Genomic DNA, 19928 nt, shown 5'->3' with positions numbered 1-19928 from the left:
CGGTCGGAGGTGGTCAGAGGACGTGGCGGGTGAACCTTTCCGCCGTCTCCGCCAGGACCTCGCGGCCGTCCCGTGCCCACAGGCCGTCGTTGAAGAGTTCGACCTCGACGGGGCCCGTGTAGCCGGCCTGTTCGACGTACGCCAGCCACTCGCGCATGTCGATCGCGCCGTCGCCGATCTGGCCGCGGCCGTTGAGGACGCCCTCGGGGAGGGGCGTCGTCCAGTCGGCCAGCTGGAAGGTGTGGATACGGCCCGAGGCGCCCGCGCGGGCGATCTCGGCGGGGGCCCGGTCGTCCCACCAGATGTGGTACGTGTCGACCGTCACGCCGACCTGGTGGGCCGGGAAGCGCTCCGCGAGGTCAAGAGCCTGAGTGAGGGTGGAGACCACGCAGCGGTCGGCGGCGTACATGGGGTGGAGGGGTTCGATGGCCAGCTTCACGCCGTGCTGCTCGGCGTAGGGGCCCAGTTCGGCGAGGGCGTCGGCGATCCGCTCCCGCGCCCCGTACAGGTCCTTGGAGCCGGCCGGGAGGCCGCCGGATACCAGGACCAGGACCTCGGTGCCGAGGGTGGCCGCCTCCTCGACCGCCCGGCGGTTGTCGTCCAGGGCCTTCGTGCGTTCGGCCGGGTCGATCGCCGTGAAGAAGCCGCCGCGGCAGAGGGTGGTGACGGCCAGGCCCGCGTCGCGGATCAGTTTGGCCGTCGCCTCCAGGCCGTACGTCTGGACCGGCTCGCGCCACAGGCCCACCCCGGGGACACCCAACTCCAGGCAGGCGTCCACCAGTTCGGGCATCGACAGCTGCTTCACCGTCATCTGGTTGATGGAGAAGCGGGAGAGGGAGGGAGAGGGGGAGGGAGAAGGGGAAGGGGGGGCAGGGGGGGTGGTCACTGGGGTACTCCGTACAGGGCGAGGAGGGTCTTCATACGGTCCTCGGCCAGCTTCGGGTCGGGGAACAGGCCCAGGCCGTCGGCGAGTTCGTAGGCGCGCGCGAAGTGCGGGAGGCTGCGCGCCGACTGCAGGCCGCCGACCATCGTGAAGTGCGACTGGTGGCCGGCCAGCCAGGCCAGGAACACGACGCCCGTCTTGTAGAAGCGGGTGGGGGTCTGGAAGAGGTGGCGGGAGAGGGCGACCGTGGGGTCCAGCAACCCCCGGAAGCCGGCCCTGTCGCCCGTGTCCAGGAGCCGTACCGCCTCCGCCGCCAGCGGGCCCAGCGGGTCGAAGATGCCGAGCAGCGCGTGGCTGAAGCCCTGCTCGTCGCCCGCGATCAGCTCGGGGTAGTTGAAGTCGTCACCGGTGTAGCAGCGGACGCCCTGCGGGAGGCGGCGGCGGATGTCGATCTCGCGCGCGGCGTCCAGGAGCGAGACCTTGATGCCGTCGACCTTGTCGGGGTGCGCGGCGATGACCTCCAGGAAGGTGTCGGTCGCCGCGTCCAGGTCGGACGAGCCCCAGTAGCCCTCCAGCGCCGGGTCGAACATCGGGCCGAGCCAGTGCAGGATCACCGGCTCGGAGGCCTGGCGCAGGAGGTGGCCGTAGACCTCGAGGTAGTCCTCGGGGCCGGAGGCCGCCGCGGCCAGGGCGCGGGAGGCCATCAGGATCGTCCGGGCGCCGGCGGCCTCGACGAGCGCGAGCTGCTCCTCGTACGCCGTCCGGACCTCCGCGAGGGACGCCGGGCCGGTGAGCTGGTCGGTGCCGACGCCGCAGGCGATGCTGCCGCCGACCGCCTTCGCCTCGGCGGCGCTGCGGCGGATCAGCTCGGCGGCGCCCGCCCAGTCCAGGCCCATGCCGCGCTGGGCGGTGTCCATCGCCTCGGCGACACCGAGCCCGTGCGACCACAGGTGGCGGCGGAAGGCGAGGGTGGCGTCCCAGTCGACGGCGGCGGGGGAATCGGGGGTGGTGTCCGCGAAGGGGTCGGCGACGACGTGCGCCGCCGAGTAGACCGTACGGGAGGTGAAGGGGGTGCCGGGGGTGAGGAGCAGCGGCTCGGTGCGGGGGTCGTACGTCCGCAGCGTGCCGTCGGGGGCGGGGAGCCGGAGGGTCACAGCGCGATCTCCGGGACGTCGAGGCGGCGGCCCTCGGCCGAGGACTTCAGGCCCAGCTCGGCGAGCTGGACGCCGCGGGCGCCGGCGAGCAGGTCCCAGTGGTAGGGGGCGTCGGCGTAGACGTGCTTGAGGAACAGCTCCCACTGGGCCTTGAAGCCGTTGTCGAACTCGCCGTTGTCCGGGACCTCCTGCCACTGGTCGCGGAAGGAGTAGGTGGCCGGGATGTCGGGGTTCCAGACCGGCTTGGGGGTGAGCGAGCGGTGCTGGACGCGGCAGTTGCGCAGGCCCGCGACGGCGGAGCCCTCGGTGCCGTCGACCTGGAACTCGACGAGTTCGTCACGGTTGACGCGGACCGCCCAGGAGGAGTTGATCTGGGCGATGGCGCCGCCGTCGAGCTCGAAGATGCCGTACGCGGCGTCGTCGGCCGTGGCGTCGTAGGGCTTGTCGCTCTCGTCCCAGCGCTGCGGGATGTGGGTGGCGGTGAGGGCCTGGACGGACTTCACGCGGCCGAACAGCTCGTGCAGGACGTACTCCCAGTGCGGGAACATGTCGACGACGATGCCGCCGCCGTCCTCGGCGCGGTAGTTCCAGGAGGGGCGCTGGGCGGTCTGCCAGTCGCCCTCGAAGACCCAGTAGCCGAACTCGCCGCGGATGGACAGGATGCGGCCGAAGAAGCCGCCGTCGATCAGTCGCTTCAGCTTGAGCAGACCGGGCAGGAACAGCTTGTCCTGGACGACGCCGTGCTTGATGCCGGCCGCGTTCGCGAGGCGGGCCAGCTCCAGGGCGCCGTCGAGACCGGTGGCCGTGGGCTTCTCGGTGTAGAGGTGCTTGCCCGCGGCGATCGCCTTCTTGAGCGCCTCCTCGCGGGCGGAGGTGACCTGGGCGTCGAAGTAGATGTCCACGGTCGGGTCGGCGAGGACCTCGTCGACGTCCGTCGCCCAGTGCTCCAGGCCGTGCCGCTCGGCGAGCGCCTTCAGGGCGTGCTCGCGGCGGCCGACGAGGATCGGCTCCGGCCACAGCACGGTGCCGTCGCCGAGGTCGAGTCCTCCCTGGTCGCGCAGGGCGAGGATGGAGCGGACGAGGTGCTGTCGGTAGCCCATGCGTCCGGTCACGCCGTTCATGGCGATACGCACCGTCTTGCGTGTCACGTCGGTCCCTTCGTAGGCGTAGTACGCGGTGGTGTGCGCCGCGTACGCCTCTTCCTGATCGGCGTTGCAGCAAGCGCTTTCTATCCAAGGAGAAGCTAGCCTCTGACCCGTGGTCCGGACAAGACCGTGTCCATCCCGAGTTGTTCGAGGGGGCGAACAAGAGGGGGTTGTGGCCGTAGGGTCTGCTCGGACACGCCCGGAACCGCGACCGCGGCCGGCCTGTCTTACGTGGACGTATGAGTACGTGGACGTATGGGGACGTACGACGAGATGCGTGACCGGAGGACGACGAGATGACGGTGACCCTGGCGGACGTGGCGGCCCGCGCGCAGGTCTCGCCCGCGACGGTGTCGCGCGTGCTGAACGGGAACTATCCCGTCGCCGCATCCACCCGTGAGCGGGTGCTGCGGGCTGTGGACGAGCTGGACTATGTACTGAACGGACCCGCGAGCGCACTCGCGGCGGCGACCTCCGACCTGGTGGGAATCCTGGTCAACGACATCGCCGACCCCTTCTTCGGGATCATGGCCAGTGCGATCCAGGGGGAGATCGGGGGACCCGGCGGGCGCGCCGGGGGCGAGCGGCTGGCGGTGGTCTGCAACACCGGGGGCTCGCCGGAGCGCGAGCTGACCTATCTGACCCTGCTGCAGCGGCAGCGGGCCGCGGCCGTGGTGCTGACCGGCGGGGCCATGGAGAACGAGCCGCACGCGGCGGCGATGGCGGCGAAGCTGCGCAAGCTGGGCGAGGCGGGGACGCGGATCGTGCTGTGCGGGCGGCCGCCGGCGCCGGACACCTCGGCGATCGCGCTCACCTTCGACAACCGGGGCGGCGGGCGGGAGCTGACCGAGCACCTGATCGGGCTCGGGCACCGGCGGCTGGGGTACATCGCCGGTCCCGAGGAGCGCACGACGACCCGGCACCGGCTGGAGGGGCACCGGGCGGCGCTGGAGGCCGCGGGGATCGAGGAGGACCCCCGGTGGACCGTGCACGGGCGGTACGACCGGCGGGCGGGGTACGAGGCCACGCTGGAGCTGCTGCGGCGGGACCCGAGCCTGACCGCGGTGGTCGCCGCGAACGACTCCGTCGCGCTGGGGGCGTGTGCGGCGCTGCGGGACTCGGGGCTGCGGATTCCCGAGGACGTGTCGGTGGCCGGGTTCGACGATCTGCCGTTCAGCATCGACGCGGTGCCTGCCCTGACGACGGTGCGGTTGCCGTTGGCGGAGGCGGGGGCGCGGGCGGGGCGGATCGCGATGGGGCGGGAGGAGCCGCCGCCCGGGGGGATCGCGACGGTGCGGGGGGAACTGATGGTGCGGGGGTCCTCCGGGGGGCCGCGGGTCTAGGCACCGTTCGCTTGCCCGAGTGGCGGGTGTTGGACTGGCCGTCTCCGGGGGCTGCCGCCCCCGGTCCCTTGCTTCCGCCCTGAACGGGCCTCGTCCTCAAACGCCGGACGGGCTGATCGAGCCGGCGTGGGCTGCAAGGTGCCGGCCCCGCCCGGACCCGCAGCCGCGGCCCCGCCGGACACACACCCGGGGCCCCGCAGGACGCACACCCGCAGCCACGCCCGCCGAACCCGCCCGCAGCCACGCCCGCGCCCCGCCCTCGGCGCCAAGCCCCAGCGCCCTGGTGCCGTGACCGGCTAGGGGCGCACCCGGAGTCGGGTCGTCGGGTTCAGGCACCACTCCAGTACGGACGGCCAGGGGCCGTAGCCCGCGTCCAGGTCGAGGTGGGCCGCTCCGGGGAGCAGGTCGGCGGTGAGGCCCAGCGGGGTGCCGTAGGCGGCCTGGGCGCCCTCGGGGAGGTAGGGGTCGTCGTCGCCCGCCACCAGGTGGGTGGGGGTGGGGAGACGGAGGCCTGACAGGGGCGGGGGTGCGAATCCCGCGATCTCCGGGTGGCTTCGGACCACGGAGGCGGAGGGCGGGGCCACCAGGAGGACGCGGTCGGGGCCGGTGACACCGGGCAGGTCGCGGGCGGCGGCGTGCAGCCAGAGGACCGCGGAGAGGCTGTGGGCGATCACGACCCGTTCGGAAGCGGCGGGGCCGAAGTCGGCCAGGAGGCCCTCCAGTTCGGACAGCCAGGCATCCAGGGACGGGGTGTCCGGGTCGGGGAGCTGGGGGTACGTGACGGAGTGGCCGAGGGCGGTGAGACGGTCCGCCAGCCAGTGCTGCCAGTGGGCTTCCGGGCGGTGGTTCTGCCAGCCGTGGAGGACGAGGAAGGCGGGGGAAGCGGAGGAAGTGGAGGAAGTGGAGGAAGGTGTGGTGGGCATGTTGGGATCATTTCCTGCCTCCATCAGCCAGGTCCAGTTAATCTTTCGCGGTGGAACCGTTTAGCAACGCCTTCACTTTTGATCTGCGTCGTCTGACCGTCCTGCGCGAGCTCCAGCGCCGCGGCAGCCTCGCGCGGACCGCCCGAGCCCTGCATCTGACCCCTTCGGCGGTCTCCCAGCAGCTCGCCGCCCTCGCCCGGGACCTGGGTGTCCCCCTCACCGAACGCGACGGCAGAGGAGTACGGCTCACCGGACAGGCCCGGGTCCTCCTCGCCCACGCCGACGTCATCGCCGCCCAGCTGGAGCGGGCCCGCGCCGACCTCGCGGCGTACTCCGACGGCGGCCGGGGCACCGTGACCGTCGGCTGTTTCTCCAGCGCCATCCTGGGGCTGCTGCCCACCGCGCTGCGCGGCCTGCGCGAGCGGCTGCCGCGGCTGCGGGTCGACGTCGTCGAGGCCCAGCCCCCTGATCTGTTCACCGCGCTCGACGCCGGGCAGCTCGATGTCGCCGTGGCGGTCGACTTCGCCGCCGCGCCCCCGCACACCGACCCCCGCTACAGCCGCGAGGACCTCCTCACCGACGTCCTCGACGTCGCCCTCCCGCCCGGCCATCGGCTCGCGGACCGCGCCGAGGTGCCCCTGCGGGAGCTGGCCCGGGAGGTGTGGATCGTCGGCGACGCGGCGAGCTGCTGCGGTGCGGTGACCCGTTCGGTCTGCGCGGCGGCCGGTTTCACCCCCGACGTCCGGCACGCCGTCGACGACTGGGCCGCCGTGGCCGCCCTGGTGGAGGCGGGTGCGGGGGTCGCGCTGGTGCCCCGGCTGGTGCGTTCCGTCCCCGTCCGGCGCGCGCCGGTCCTGCGCCCCGCCGAGGGCGAGCCCCCGTCGCGGAACGTCTTCGTCGCCGTACGGGCGGGGGCGGAGGGGGATCCCGTACTGGGTGCCGTACGGGAGGAGCTGCGGGCGGCGGCGGCCGCCCTCGGCTGATCCGGGCGCGGTCAGCCGATCCGGGCACGGTCGGCGCGCGGCGGCCGCCCGGGAGCGGACCGCCCCCGCCGTACGGAAGTCACCCGACGATCTCCTCCTTCAGCCGCGCGAACGCCTCGTGGAAACCCGGGAAGGTCTTGCGGACGCAGCCCGGGTCGTCGAACGAGATCCCGGGGGTGCGCAGGCCGGTCACCGCGAAGGACATGACGATGCGGTGGTCGCCGTACGTCTTGATCTCCGCGCCGCTCGGCACGCCCGGCCGGATCTCGATCCAGTCCTCGCCGGTCGCCACGTCCACGCCGAGCCGGCGCAGGTTCTCCGCGCAGGCGTCGAGCCGGTCGCACTCCTTCACGCGGGTGTTGGCGACGTCCTCGATGCGCACCGGGCCCGAGGCGAACGGGGCGATCGCGGCGAGGGTCGGCATGGTGTCGGAGATGTCCCGCATGTTCACGGTGGCGCCGTGGAGTTCGCCGGTGCCCCGCACCGTGGTGCGGTCCGCGCCGATCTCCACCCGCGCGCCCATCCGGCGCAGCACCTCCACGAAGCCCAGGTCGCCCTGGAGCGCGCCCTCGCCGAGGCCGGCCACGGTGACCTCGCCGCCGGTGAGCGCGGCCGCCGCGAAGAAGTAGCTGGAGGTGGAGGCGTCGGGTTCGATCGGGTAGGTGGTCGCGCGGTAGCCGCCCGGCGGGACGACGTACGTGCTGCCCTCGCGGCCGACCTCCACGCCGAAGGACCGCATCATCGCGATCGTGATCTCCACGTACGGCACGGAGACCAGGTCGGTGACGGTGATGCGCAGCCCGGTGCGGGTGAGCGGGCCGAGCAGGAGGAGGGCGGTCAGGTACTGGGAGGACTGGCCGGCGTCCAGCACCACCTCGCCGCCCTCGACGCCGTGCGCGGCGACGGTGAGCGGGTGGTGGCCCTCGGCCTCCTCGTGCCGCAGGTCCACGCCGAGGTCGCGCAGGGCGCGGGTGAGCGGCAGGAGGGGGCGGCGGCGCATCTGGGGCGAGGCGTCGAAGCGGAAGGTGCCGTGGCCGGCGGCGGCGAGGGTGGGCAGGAAGCGGGCGGTCGTCGCGCCGTCGCGGCAGTAGACGTCGGCCTCGGTGACGGCGGGGCCCTGGGGGCGGCCGTCGACCTGCCAGCTGTCCGGGGTGCGGCCGACGCGGTAGCCGAGCCGGGCCAGCCCTTCGGCGAAGCCCTCCGTGTCGTCCGAGCGCAGGGGCCGCTGAAGGGTGGTGACACCGTCGGCGGCGGCCGCGAGGAACAGGGCACGGGCGGTGATGGACTTGGAACCGGGGATGTCGACGAGGGCCATGCCCTCATGATCCCGTGCGTACCGGCTGCGACGGGGGCGAGTCCAGGGGATGGACCGGGGCCGGGGCGGGCACCGGCGGCGGGGGCCCGGCCGCCGCCCGGGCCGGTGCCAGTGAGGTCAGGGCCACCCCGCCCACCAGGAGGGCCGCCGCGCACCAGCGCAGGCCGCTGATCGGCTCGCCGAGGAACAGGGCCGCCGACGACATGCCGAAGACGGGGACCAGCAGCGCGAAGGGGGCGACGGTGGAGGCGGGATAGCGGTGCAGCAGCCGGCCCCAGGCGCCGAAGCCGAGGACGGTGGTGACCCAGGCGACGTAGACGACGGTGCCGGCGCCCTGCCAGTCGAGGGCGCGCAGGGCGTCGTAGTCCCGGCTCGGGCCCTCCGTGAGGAGGGAGAGGGCCAGCAGGGGCAGCACCGGGACCGTGCTCACCCACACCATGAAGTTCAGGGAGTCGGGCGGGGCGGCCTTGCGGGTGAGGACGTTGGAGGCGCCGAAGCAGACGGCCGCGGCGACGACCAGCGCGAAGGCGCCGAGCGGGCCGGAGGTGCCCTCGTCCACCGCCGCCACCCCGATGCCGGCGAGCGCCACGGCCATGCCGAACAGCCGCAGCCGGCCGGGGCGTTCACCGAGGACGGCGAAGGCGATGGCCGCCGTGAACACCGCCTGTATCTGGAGGACGAGGGAGGACAGGCCGGCCGGCATGCCCGCGTCCATACCGACGAAGAGCAGGCCGAACTTGGCGACGCCGAGGACCAGGCCGACCGCCACGATCCACTTCCAGGCCACCTTGGGGCGGCCCACGAGGAACACGGCGGGCAGGGCGGCCGTCAGGAAGCGCAGTGCCGAGAAGAGCAGCGGCGGGAAGTGTCCGAGGCCGATCTCGACGACGGTGAAGTTCGCGCCCCAGACGGCGGCGACGAGCACGGCGAGGGCGAAGTGGGCGGGTCGCATGCGTCGAGGATCACTCGCCGGGATCGTTAAGCACCAGCGACGATTGCTGCACGATCGGATGAAGCAACGCTCACCATTGGAGGATCTGGTGCTCGATCTCCAGCGACTGCGCGCCCTGCACGCCGTCTCGGTCCACGGCACCGTGGGCGCCGCGGCCGCCGCGCTCGGCTACACCCCGTCCGCCGTCTCCCAGCAGATCGCCAAGCTGGAGCGGGAGACCCGGACGGTGCTGCTGGAGCGGGAGGGCCGGGGTGTTCGCCTCACCGACGAGGCGCTGCAACTCGCCGCCACCGCAAAGGAGTTGATGGCGATCGTCGAGCGGGCCGAGACGGAGCTGGAGGAGCGGCGCGGGGTGCCGGCCGGACGGCTCGCCGTCGCGGCGTTCGCCTCGGCGGCGCGCGGGCTGATGCCGTCGGTCCTCGCGGACCTCGCCCGCGGCCACCCGGCCCTGGACGCCCGGCTCGCCGAGATCGATCCGCATCTGTCGGTGGACCTGGTCGCCAAGGGCGTGGTGGACCTCGCCGTCACCCATGACTGGGACATCGCCCCGCTGCCCGCGCCGGCCGGTGTGGAGCACGCGGTGATCGGGGACGACCTGTGCGATCTGCTGGTCCCCGAGGGTCATCCCTTCGCGGGACGTACGGCCGTGCGGCGCGAGGAGCTGGGCGGCGAGCGGTGGGTCGGCCAGCCGCCCGGCCGGGTGTGCCACGACTGGCTGGTGCGCACGATGCGCGCGGCGGGGCACGAGCCGGACCTGGTGCACACCGCCGAGGAGAACCCGACCCTCGTGGCGCTCGTCGCGGCCGGCCTCGGGGTCGCCCTGATCCCCCGGCTCGGGCGCGGGCCGCTGCCGGCGGGGGTGGTGGAGGTCCCGCTCGACCCGATGCCGGTCCGCCGGCTGTACGCGGTGTGGCGCACGGGGGCGGCCCGACGGCCGGCGATCTCGGAGACGGTACGCGTCCTGCGGGAGTGGTGGCCGAGGGCGTCGGCCCATGGGCGGCCGTGAGCGGCGTTCGCTTGGGCGGCCGTGAGCGGCGTTCGCTTGGGCGGCCGTCAGCAGCCTCCGCTTGTACGGCCGTCAGCACCAGCCGCATGGACGGCCGCCACCGGCACCCGCGTGCACGGCCGTGAGCGCCACCCGCATGAACCGCCGTCCATCACCATCCGCATGAACACCGTCACCGGCACCCGCGTGCACGGCCGTCAGCACCAGCCGCATGAACGGCCGTCAGCACCCATCTGCGCGAACAGCCGTCCCTCACCATCCGCATGGACGGCCGCCACCGGCACCCGCGTGCACGGCCGTGAGCGCCACGCCACCCGGTTGAACGGCTCCCCAACACCCTCCGCATGAGCGGCCGTCAGCACCACCCGCATGAGCGGCCGTCAGCTCCCCGCGCAGAACCGCCGCCGGTACCCCCGTGCAGAACCGCCGCCGGTACCCCCCGCACGAACAGCCGTGAGCGGCGTCCCTGGCCCGTCAATGCGCCGATGGCGGCGTCGGCGCGGGTAGCGTGCGCCCCAGTCCTCCCCCTCGCCGGCCTCCCTCTCGCCGGCCTCGCCCGCCCGCATCTCCCCCACCCCGTGAAGGAGCGCGTCCCATGCCCTCCCGACGTTCCGTACTCGCCGCCGGCGCGGGCGTCACCGCCGCGCTCGCCGTCGGCGGCACCGCCCGGGCGGACGACGGCCGGCCGGCCGCCCTGCTGTCCCGGATGACGCCGGCGGAGAAGGTCGGCCAGCTCTTCGTGGCCCGGGTGTACGGCCATTCGGCGACCGAGCCCGACCGGGCCGACGCGGACGCCAACCAGGCGGAACTCGGCGTCCGCACCGCGGCCGAGCTGGTCGCGAAGTACCGGGTGGGCGGGATCATCTACTTCAGCTGGGCGCACAACACCCGCGACCCGCGCCAGATCGCCGAGCTGTCCGACGGCATCCAGCGCGCCGCGCTCGGGCAGCCGCGCGGTGTGCCCGTGCTGATCGCGACCGACCAGGAGCACGGCATCGTCTGCCGGATCGGCGGACCGGCCACCCTGTTCCCCGGCGCGATGGCCCTCGGGGCGGGCGGCGATCCGGCCGACGCCCGCGCCCTCGGCCGGATCGCCGGGCTGGAACTGCGGGCGATGGGCGTCCGGCAGAACTACTCCCCCGTGGCCGACGTGAACGTGAACCCGGCGAACCCGGTGATCGGCGTCCGTTCGTTCGGCGCGGACCCGGAGGCGGTGGCCGCGCTGGTCGCCGAGGAGGTGCGGGGCTATCAGGAGGCCGGGGTCGCGGCCACCGCCAAGCACTTCCCGGGGCACGGGGACACCGCCGTGGACAGCCACACCGGCTTCCCGGTGATCACGCACACCCGCGAGGTCTGGGAGCGGCTGGACGCGCCCCCCTTCCGTGCGGCGATCGCGGCGGGCGTCGACGCGATCATGACGGGCCATCTCCTGGTCCCCGCCCTGGATGACTCCGGTGACCCGGCCACCCTCTCCCGCCCCGTCATCACCGGCATCCTGCGCGAACGCCTCGGCTACGACGGGGTGGTGGTCACCGACGCGCTCGGGATGGCGGGCGTCCGCACCACGTACGGGGACGACCGGGTGCCGGTGCTCGCCCTCAAGGCCGGCGTGGACCAGCTTCCTCGACCCGCCCGACCTGGCGCTCGCGCACGGCGCGGTCCTGAAGGCCGTACAGGACGGGGAACTCACCGAGGAGCGGCTCGACGCGTCGGTGCTGCGCATCCTGCGGCTGAAGGAGAAGCTGGGGCTGCTGGCCGAGCCGTACACCGATCCGGACGCCGTCGGCCGGGTGGTGGGCCGCCCCGGTCATGCGGCCGAGGCCGACCGGATCGCCGTACGGACGACGACCCTGCTGGTCAACGAGGGTCCGCTGCTGCCCCTCTCGCCCCGCGCGCACCCCCGGCTCCTCGTCCTGGGCGCCGACCCGGCCTCCCCCTCCGGCACCACGGGCCCGCCCACCACGGTGCTGGCCGACGCCCTCGGCGCCCTCGGTTTCACGGCGACGGCGCTGTCCACCGGGACCGACCCGTCCGCGGGGACGATCGAGCGGGCGGTGGCGGCGGCGGGCGAGGCGGACGCGGTGGTCGTCGCGACGTACGACGTCACCGCCGCGAGCCCCCAGCGCACCCTGGTCGAACGGCTCACGGCGACCGGCCGCCCGGTGGTGGCGGTCGCCGTGCGCAACCCGTACGACATCGCTCAACTGCCGTCCGTCCCGGCCTTCCTGGCCACCTACTCCTGGACCGACGTCGAACTGCGCGCCGCCGCCCGGGTGATCGCGGGGGCGGCCGGGCCGCAGGGGAGGCTCCCCGTGCCGGTGCCACGGGCGGACGATCCGACACGGGTGCTGTATCCCCTGGGCCACGGGCTGACGTACTGAGTGGGGCGTATTCGGCGGTGAGTCAGCTCAGGAGCACGGATGATGCAAATGGGTCTAATTCCAGCCATTACCTCGACTGGCGAGAATGTGCCGCGTCGACTTTTCTCCACCCCACGCGACCGCACCTCAATTCCAGCTCAGAAGTTGATCGCCCCCCTGACCGAGGTGACATGCCTATGGTCTTATGTGTTTCGGATTCCCCACGAGGGGAGCATGGAATGAAAGGGCACACGATGGGCATGAGAAAGACCCGAGGTCTCGCGATATCCACAGTCGCGCTCGCCGCTCTCGCCAGCATGTCCTTACCTTCATACGCCGACGACTCCGACCCGATCGTCGAGATGGGCACGGCGCCGCCCGAGGCACCCCAGGAGACCGACCTGACAGATCCGATCCAAGGCGAACCGAACATTCCCGACATCCCTCCCACCGGAAAACTCCCCAGCGAGTACTGCGAAAAAACACACGTCTACATCCCCACGGCAAACCTCGGCAGGAAGCACAAGGGGGTGGGAGCGACGCAGTCGAACTACAACAACGGTACACGTGTGGCACGATCCACGTTCACCTCGGAGGTGACAGGCGAAGTCGGAGTCAACCTCACCGCCGGCCTGTCCACGAGTGTTGACGTCATGGTCGCCAAGATCGAGTCCAAGTATGAGGTCAATCTTTCACTGAAGCTGACCGCAAAGCTGGGCAACTCCATCTCGGTCGACACACCGGCCAAGAAGACCACCAACGCAAAATACGGCGTTTTCCGTCTGAAGAACACCGGCACCAGCTACGTGATTTACAGCAACTGCCAAACCAGCGCCAAGAAGACCATCACCAGCTACACACCCTGGAGGGTGGGCTGGTACCTGTGGGAAGAGTGAGCAAAAGCGCGCCATGGCGGCCGGGTCTCCTAACAGTTGCCAGCACCGTTTTCTTGGCAGCAGCCGTCACCGGCTGTACCGGCGACGAGGGTGCTTCCACCACCGCCTCCCGTCACCCCAGCGCCTCGACCAGCCGGTCTACGAGTCCGGGAGCAGACAGAGCTGAGCACGTCGACGGTGAGTCCGTCGCAACTGCCCCGAAACCGGTCAACGGTGGCGCCGCGCTTGTCAGCGTCGCCTCGCGCCGGGGCAACGCAACATTTCCGCTGAGGCAAGGCACGGATTCCGGACCGCTCAGCATCCAGGTCAATTGCCAGGGGCCGGGCACTCTGCAAGTCGCTCTCGAACCCGCAAACGTCAGCTTTCCGCTGACCTGCGTAGAGGACGAGGTGAGCAGTACCTACAACGAGGTCTACCTCAAGCGCGCCCGGGCTGAGGCGTCCGTTCGCATCACGGCCTCTTCCACGGTTCGTTGGGCCCTGACGGTCGAACAGTAAGCAACACAGGGGCGCCGCGCTGCCTGCCTGCCTCCCGGGCAGCAGGCAGCGCGGCGCCCCTGTTGCCCGTTGCACGGGGTCAGCAGAGGATCCAGCCGGTGCTGATCGAGCCCGTGCCGACCGAGCCCTTCACCCGTACGCAGCGGTGTCCCGCGTGGGTCTGTACCGGGCCGATGCTGCGGGGGGCCACTCCCGCGGCGGGCACCGGGAAGAGGCCGCGGGCCTGCACGCTGACCGTCATGCTGCGGTCCCTGCCGGGGTTCTTCTGGAAGGTCATGGCGCAGACGGTGCCGTTGCGCTTGTAGACGTTCACATAGCCGGTGGTGAAGGTCAGGGTCCGCACCTTGCGCCCCCCGCAGTGCGCGGACGCGGCCCCGGCCTCGGCCGGCGCCGCGAGCGCGAGCAGCCCGGAGGCGGTCAGCAGCGCCATGCCGACCGCCAGGCGTCGCCTCAGCCCACCCCGCGCGTCTTTGCCCACGGTCCCCGACCCCTCCCACGTTCGCCGTGCGCGATGCCGCACACACATGCCGCACACGCGCTTGCCGTACTGATGTACGGACGCCCGAGACGCGTCGAGGGTTGCACGGCCGTCACCGGACCGCGCCGACGGGCTCCTCCGGTTCGGCGGCGCCGACGAAGGTCCGCCACAGGTGGGCGTAGCGTCCGTCGAGGGCGAGCAGCTCGTCGTGGGTGCCGTCCTCCACGACCCGGCCGTGGTCCATGACGACCACCCGGTCCGCGCGGGCGGCGGTGGTCAGCCGGTGGGCGACGACCAGCGTGGTACGGCGGCCGGCCAGACGGTCGGTGGCCTGGTTGACCTGGGCCTCGGTCGCCAGGTCCAGGGCGGCGGTGGCCTCGTCGAGGAGCAGGATGTCCGGGTCGACCAGCTCCGCGCGGGCCAGGGCGATGAGCTGGCGCTGGCCGGCGGAGAGGTTGCGGCCGCGTTCGGCGACCTCGTGGAGGTAGCCGCCGTCGAGGGTGGCGATCATCTCGTGGGCGCCGACCGCCCGCGCGGCCGCCTCAACCTCGGCGTCCGTGGCGTCCGGGCGGCCGTAGGCGATCGCGTCGCGGACGGTGCCGGGGAAGAGGTACGCCTCCTGCGGGACGACCCCCAGACGGTGGCGGTACGCCGTGATGTCGAGGGTGCGCAGATCCGTGCCGTCGACCGTCACCCGGCCCGATGTCGGGTCGTAGAACCGGGCCACCAGTTTGACCAGGGTCGACTTCCCGGCGCCCGTCTCGCCGACGAAGGCGACCGTCTGCCCGGCGGGGACGCGCAGGTCGATGCCGGCGAGCGCCTCCTCCTCGGTGCCGTAGGCGAAGCGCACGTCCTCGAAGGCGATCTCGCCGCGCAGGGCGGGGACCTCCAGCGGCGCGTCGGCCGACCGGGTGGAGGTCGGCTCGCGCAGCAGCTCCTGGATGCGGCCCAGGGAGACGGTCGCCTGCTGGTAGCCGTCGAAGACCTGGGAGAGCTGCTGCACGGGGGCGAAGAACAGGTCGATGTAGAGCAGGTACGCGACCAGCGCGCCGGTCGTCAGCGTCGCCGCGTCCACCCGGCCCGCGCCCGCGATCAGCACGGCCGCGGCGGCCACGGAGGACAGCAGCTGGACGAACGGGAAGTAGATCGAGATCAGCCACTGCCCCCGGATCCGGGCTCGGCGGTAGCTGTCACTGCGCTCGGCGAACCGCGCCCCGCCGTCCCGCTCGCGCCGGAAGGCCTGCACGATCCGCAGCCCGGACACCGACTCCTGGAGGTCGGCGTTGACCACCGACACGCGTTCCCGGGCCAGCTCGTACGCCTTCACGCTCGCCTTGCGGAAGAAGTACGTGGCGACGATCAGCGGCGGCAGCGTCGCGAAGACGACCAGGGCCAGCTGGATGTCGATCACCAGCAGGGCGACCATGATCCCGAAGAAGGTGACCACCGAGACGAAGGCCGTGACCAGGCCCGTCTGGAGGAAGGTGGAGAGGGCGTCGACGTCCGTCGTCATCCTCGTCATGATCCGGCCGGTCAGCTCGCGCTCGTAGTAGTCGAGCCCGAGGCGCTGGAGCTGGGCGAAGATCTTCAGCCGGAGGCTGTAGAGGACGCGTTCGCCGGTGCGGCCGGTCATCCGGGTCTCCCCGGTCTGGGCCGCCCACTGCACGGCCACCGCGAGCAGGGCGAGCAGCGACGCCGTCCAGACCGCGCCGAGCGCGAGCCGTGTCACGCCGTCGTCGATGCCGTGCCGGATCATGATCGGCAGCAGCAGGCTCATCCCGGCGTCGACGGCGACCAGACCGAGGCTGATCAGCAGGGGGGCGCCGAAGCCGCGGAGCAGTCGGCGCAGGCCGTAGGACTCCTCGGGGGTGACCGCACGGGACTCGTCGATGTCCGGGGTGTCGGTGGCGGGCGGCAGCGCCTCCACCTGGGCGAGCAGCTCGGGCGTGGCCGGCATGCCCGCCAGCGCGGTGTCCTTCGGCTCGCGGTCACCGGTCCACAGCCGGGGCGTCACCCCGCGCTCGGCGTCGAACTCGGCGTCCAGCTCCTCCCGTACGGAGGTGTCCTCGGCGCTCTCGACCTGCTGGGCGTGGCCGGGTGAGACGCCGCCCAGTTCGTCGGGGTCGGTCAGCAGGCGCCGGTACAGCGCCGAGCGCTCCTGGAGCTCCTCGTGGGTGCCGAGGTCGGCGAGCCGGCCGGCGTCGAGGACGGCGATGCGGTCGGCGAGGTTGAGGGTGGAGCGGCGGTGGGCTATGAGGAGGGTCGTGCGGCCCTGCATGACCTGCTTGAGCGCCTCGTGGATCTCGTGCTCGACGGCCGCGTCCACCGCCGAGGTCGCGTCGTCGAGGACGAGCAGCCGGGGGTCGGTGAGGATCGCGCGGGCGAGGGCGACACGCTGGCGCTGGCCGCCGGAGAGGGTCAGTCCGTGCTCGCCGACCTTGGTGGCGTAGCCGTCGGGCAGCTCGGCGATGAAACGGTCGGCCTGGGCGGCGCGGGCGGCGGCCTCGATCTGCTCGTCGGTCGCGTCGGGGCGGCCGTAGGCGATGTTGGCGCGGACCGTGTCGGAGAAGAGGAAGGAGTCCTCCGGGACCAGGCCGATCGCGGCCCGCAGCGAGTCCTGGGTCAGCTCGCGGACGTCGTGGCCGCCGATCAGGACGGCGCCGCGCGTCACGTCGTAGAAGCGCGGCAGGAGCAGGGAGACCGTGGACTTGCCGGAGCCGGAGGAGCCGACGACCGCGAGGGTCTCCCCGGGGCGGATCTCGAAGCTGAGGCCGTCGAGGACGGGGCGGGCGGCGTCGTAGCCGAAGGAGACGTCGTCGAACTCGACGGTGGCGGGCGCGTCGGCGGGCAGTTCCCTGGTGCCGTCCGTCATCGACGGCTCGGTGTCGATCAGCTCCAGGACGCGCTCGGTGCCGGCGCGGGCCTGCTGGCCCACGGTGAGGACCATCGCCAGCATGCGGACCGGGCCGACGAGCTGGGCGAGGTAGGTGGAGAAGGCGACGAACGTGCCGAGCGTGATGTGTCCGCGTACGGCGAGCCAGCCGCCGAGCGCCAGCATCGCGACCTGGCCGAGGGCGGGGACGGCCTGGAGGGCGGGGGTGTAGCGCGAGTTCAGCCGGATGGTGCGCAGGCGGCCCGCGAACAGCCGGCGGCCGACCTCGCGCAGCTTGCCGGTCTCCTGCTCCTCCTGCCCGAAGCCCTTCACCACGCGTACGCCGCTGACGGCCCCGTCGACCACGCCCGCGACCGCCGCGGCCTGGGCCTGGGCGTACCAGGTGGCGGGGTGCAGACGGCTGCGGCTGCGCTTGGCGATCCACCACAGGGCCGGGGCGACCGCGAGGGCGACCAGGGTCAGGGGCAGGGACAGCCAGGCCATCACCACGAGGGAGATCACGAAGAGGGCGAGGTTCCCGACGGTCATCGGGAGCATGAAGAGCAGGCCCTGGATCAGCTGGAGGTCGCTGGTGGCCCGGCCGACGACCTGGCCCGTGGACAGCTCGTCCTGGCGGCGGCCGTCGAGGCGGGTGATCGTCGCGAACATCTCCGTGCGGAGGTCGTGCTGGACGTCGAGGGCGAGGCGTCCGCCGTAGTAGCGGCGGACGTAGGTGGAGACGTAGACGAGCAGCGCGGCGACGATCAGCAGGCCCGCCCAGGGGGCCATGTCGCGGGTGTGGGCGCCGATGACGTCGTCGATGATCACCTTGGTGACCAGGGGGACGAGGGCCATCACGGCCATGCCGGCGAGGGAGGAGCCGAGGGCCAGCACGACGTCCTTCGGATACCGCCAGGCGTATCCGGCCAGCCGCCGTGCCCAACCCTGTTTCCCGCTCACGCCGGAGCCCTCCGATCACAGACCTGCTCTACCGGAAGCACCAACGTCGACGGCGGGGGATTTCATCCCACCGCAACAAACCGAGCGAGTGGTCAGACCCGTACCCGGAGGTAAAGGAAGCGGGTCGTCTGGGTCGCGTTCTGGTTGTCGTCGCTCACCAGGAGGACCTTGTACGTGCCCTTCGTGCGGGCGGTGACGACCATGCCCTCGATGTTGTCGAGGAGGGGGTTCGGCTGGGGCTGCCTGGCGGTCGCGCCGAGGGACGGGCAGGTCACGAGGTCGGCGAGGAGGGTCTTCCTGATCAGGTGGACGTCGTCCTGACCGGTGAGCGCGGCGACACCGCTCGTGTCCGTGGCGTGGCGGGGGTCGGCGAGGTAGAGGCGGACCGTGTTGCCGACGCCGGGGGTGAAGCCGCGCTCCAGGACGAGGAGGCGGCCGTCGGGGAGGGCCTGGACCTCGGGGACCCCGAGGAAGGGGGCGTCGGTGCGGTAGGCGTACTGGGCCGACGGGGTGAAGCGGTCGCCCTTCGTGCGGCGCCAGGTCTGGAAGCGGACGATGCCCGCGGTGTCGCCGGCGATGGCGTACTCCATCGAGGCGAGGAGGGTGCGGCCGCCGTTGAGGAGGGTCAGGCCCTCGAAGGTCTGGTTGGTGGTGGCGCGGCCGGCCGGGGCGACGAGGAGGGCGGCCGGGACCGGGAGACGGTCGAGGATCGTGCCGTCGGTGCCGTAGCGGCGGACGGACGGCTCGGTCTCGGAGGTGATGAGCCGGGTGCCGTCCCGGTCGACGACGAGCCCTTCGCTGTCGAGCGCGGCGCCGTTCTCGTCGGCGAGCGGCACGGCCTTCCTCGGGGCGAGGGTGCGGGCGTCCAGGTCGAAGAGGGAGGAGCGGTCGGAGAGGGCGGCGAGGGAGCCGTCCCGGTCCAGGGCGAGGGCGGAGAAGTTGCCGACGAAGGTGCCCTGGTACGTCGTCTTGTCGAGGGCGTCGGAGAAGCGGTCCAGGAAGACCGTGGGCGAACAGGCGTGGCCGGCCGGGGCGTCGGCGTGCGCGGGCCCGGCGGCGGTGAGGGTGGCGGCCGCCGCCAGGCCGGCGACGAGGGGGGCGAGTACGGTTCGCAGGCGCATGGGCGTCACCGTAGGACGGACCGGTGACGTGCGGGGGGCGAGCCGTTGAAGAGCCGGCCCCGGTCGCCCCTAGGACGCCGCGAGGTCCTTGTGGATGACCTTGGCCACGCCCTGGATGGTCGTGATGCCGTAGTTCATCGTGCTGTTGTCCTGGGTGAGGACGGTGATCATGTAGTCGTGGCCGCCGCCCTTGAAGGTGCCGACGCTGTGGACGCGCCAGCCGTGCGTGGCCCGGGAGAGCCAGCCGTTCTTGACGTGCCAGGTGACGTTCGAGGGCCGGCCGTAGGGGGTGCCCCAGCGCTGCGAGGAGATGACCTGGCCCATGAGCGTGCTGATGTAGGTGCGCGAGGCGGTGGTGAGGACCGAGTTCGAGGCGGTGATCAGCTTGAGCAGCTTCTGCTCGTCGGTGACCGTGATCTGGGTCAGGCCCCAGTAGCCATCCGCGCCCGGCTTGGTCTGGGTCATCCCGGCGGCGGTCAGGAAACCCTTGATCTTGGTCATGCCGAGCTGCCGCCACAGGGTGGAGGTGGAGGTGTTGTCGGACTGGGTGATCATCTTGGTGGCGAGCGACTTCTCGGTGCTGGTGAGCGCCCGGTTCGTCTTCTGCGCGTCCCACAGCAGCGTGGCGAGCACGGTCACCTTGACGACGCTGGCGGAGTCGTAGGCGGTGGAGGCCCGCAGGCTGCAGGTCGTCTTGGTGGAGCGGTCGTAGAGCCCGACCGCGACGGTGCCGCTGCGGTTGGCGAGGGCCGCCGTGATGTCTCTCTTCAGCTTGGTGGCCAGCGCCGCCTTGCTGGACGTACAGCTGACGGTGGGTGTGACGGCCGAGGCGGGCGCGGCGGTGGCCACGCCGGCGAGCAGGACGCCGGTGCCGAGGGCGGTGGCGGCCAGCACCCTGCTGCGTCTGGGAGTCCGGTGAGTCATGCCCTGTTGACGCATCAGTTCGGGCGAATGGTTGTACGAGCCGTGGGGATTGGGCAAAGCGTGGACAATCCGTTACCGGCCCCTGGCGTCTTCACAGGGGGGCGTCAGCCGCCGCC

At 72.4% G+C, this 19928-nt stretch carries 14 protein-coding genes and 1 pseudogene; 5 read left to right on the top strand and 10 right to left on the bottom strand.

Annotated elements, in window-relative coordinates:
• Nucleotides 1-13 precede the first annotated feature (13 nt).
• The 3 genes from U5640_RS28965 to U5640_RS28955 form a co-directional block, all read right to left on the bottom strand.
• Entirely contained in the window at nucleotides 14-811 is a 798-nt protein-coding gene (locus U5640_RS28965; RefSeq protein ID WP_340385398.1) for a sugar phosphate isomerase/epimerase family protein, read from the bottom strand.
• A 71-nt stretch (nucleotides 812-882) separates the two neighbouring features.
• Nucleotides 883-2037 carry a dihydrodipicolinate synthase family protein gene (locus tag U5640_RS28960; RefSeq protein WP_340378922.1) on the bottom strand — a complete coding sequence of 385 codons (1155 nt, stop codon included), beginning with the start codon at nucleotides 2035-2037 and terminating at the stop codon, nucleotides 883-885.
• Nucleotides 2034-3185: a Gfo/Idh/MocA family oxidoreductase gene (locus tag U5640_RS28955; protein ID WP_340378920.1), complete on the bottom strand. Its 1152-nt coding sequence runs from the start codon at nucleotides 3183-3185 to the stop codon at nucleotides 2034-2036. Before U5640_RS28955 ends, U5640_RS28960 begins: the two co-directional genes overlap by 4 nt.
• A 293-nt stretch (nucleotides 3186-3478) precedes the next feature.
• On the opposite strand from U5640_RS28955, the gene U5640_RS28950 reads away from it, so the two are divergent.
• Entirely contained in the window at nucleotides 3479-4525 is a 1047-nt protein-coding gene (locus tag U5640_RS28950) for a LacI family DNA-binding transcriptional regulator (RefSeq protein ID WP_340378918.1), read from the top strand.
• A 296-nt stretch (nucleotides 4526-4821) separates the two neighbouring features.
• Here the strand turns inward: U5640_RS28950 and U5640_RS28945 are convergent, their stop codons facing one another.
• On the bottom strand, nucleotides 4822-5448 hold the full coding sequence (locus U5640_RS28945) for an alpha/beta hydrolase (RefSeq protein WP_340378916.1): 627 nt from the start codon (nucleotides 5446-5448) through the stop codon (nucleotides 4822-4824).
• A gap of 50 nt (nucleotides 5449-5498) precedes the next feature.
• Between U5640_RS28945 and U5640_RS28940 the strand changes: the two genes are divergently transcribed.
• Complete coding sequence (locus U5640_RS28940; protein WP_340378914.1) at nucleotides 5499-6431, top strand: LysR family transcriptional regulator; 933 nt, start codon at nucleotides 5499-5501, stop codon at nucleotides 6429-6431.
• 79 nt (nucleotides 6432-6510) lie between these two features.
• Here U5640_RS28940 and aroA read toward each other — a convergent pair whose 3' ends face one another.
• Both aroA and U5640_RS28930 read right to left on the bottom strand, forming a co-directional pair.
• Nucleotides 6511-7746: a 3-phosphoshikimate 1-carboxyvinyltransferase gene (gene aroA / locus U5640_RS28935; RefSeq protein ID WP_340378912.1), complete on the bottom strand. Its 1236-nt coding sequence runs from the start codon at nucleotides 7744-7746 to the stop codon at nucleotides 6511-6513.
• A 4-nt stretch (nucleotides 7747-7750) separates the two neighbouring features.
• Nucleotides 7751-8698, bottom strand: coding sequence for an EamA family transporter (locus tag U5640_RS28930; RefSeq protein ID WP_340378910.1), 948 nt, complete (start codon nucleotides 8696-8698; stop codon nucleotides 7751-7753).
• A gap of 88 nt (nucleotides 8699-8786) precedes the next feature.
• Between U5640_RS28930 and U5640_RS28925 the strand changes: the two genes are divergently transcribed.
• The 3 genes and pseudogenes from U5640_RS28925 (at nucleotide 8787) to U5640_RS28915 (ending at nucleotide 12960) form a co-directional block, all read left to right on the top strand.
• Nucleotides 8787-9704: a LysR family transcriptional regulator gene (locus U5640_RS28925; RefSeq protein ID WP_340378908.1), complete on the top strand. Its 918-nt coding sequence runs from the start codon at nucleotides 8787-8789 to the stop codon at nucleotides 9702-9704.
• Nucleotides 9705-10299: 595 nt separating this feature from the next.
• Nucleotides 10300-12085: pseudogene (locus U5640_RS28920) on the top strand (glycoside hydrolase family 3 N-terminal domain-containing protein).
• 218 nt (nucleotides 12086-12303) lie between these two features.
• Nucleotides 12304-12960, top strand: a complete 657-nt coding sequence (locus tag U5640_RS28915) for a hypothetical protein (protein WP_340378906.1) — start codon at nucleotides 12304-12306, stop codon at nucleotides 12958-12960.
• A gap of 576 nt (nucleotides 12961-13536) precedes the next feature.
• Here U5640_RS28915 and U5640_RS28910 read toward each other — a convergent pair.
• The 4 genes from U5640_RS28910 to U5640_RS28895 all read right to left on the bottom strand — a co-directional run bounded on the left by U5640_RS28910 (nucleotide 13537) and on the right by U5640_RS28895 (nucleotide 19812).
• On the bottom strand, nucleotides 13537-13887 hold the full coding sequence (locus U5640_RS28910) for a hypothetical protein (protein ID WP_340385396.1): 351 nt from the start codon (nucleotides 13885-13887) through the stop codon (nucleotides 13537-13539).
• 160 nt (nucleotides 13888-14047) lie between these two features.
• Nucleotides 14048-17767, bottom strand: a complete 3720-nt coding sequence (locus U5640_RS28905; protein ID WP_340378904.1) for an ABC transporter ATP-binding protein — start codon at nucleotides 17765-17767, stop codon at nucleotides 14048-14050.
• A gap of 92 nt (nucleotides 17768-17859) precedes the next feature.
• Nucleotides 17860-18888, bottom strand: a complete 1029-nt coding sequence (locus U5640_RS28900; protein WP_340378902.1) for an esterase-like activity of phytase family protein — start codon at nucleotides 18886-18888, stop codon at nucleotides 17860-17862.
• A gap of 69 nt (nucleotides 18889-18957) precedes the next feature.
• On the bottom strand, nucleotides 18958-19812 hold the full coding sequence (locus tag U5640_RS28895; protein ID WP_340378900.1) for a serine hydrolase: 855 nt from the start codon (nucleotides 19810-19812) through the stop codon (nucleotides 18958-18960).
• Nucleotides 19813-19928: the final 116 nt, after the last annotated feature.

Source organism: Streptomyces sp. SS7 (genome assembly GCF_037993025.1).
Taxonomy (GTDB): domain Bacteria; phylum Actinomycetota; class Actinomycetes; order Streptomycetales; family Streptomycetaceae; genus Streptomyces.
The sequence above is the reverse complement of the archived record's forward strand: the minus strand, read 5'-3'. Positions and strand labels throughout refer to the sequence as shown.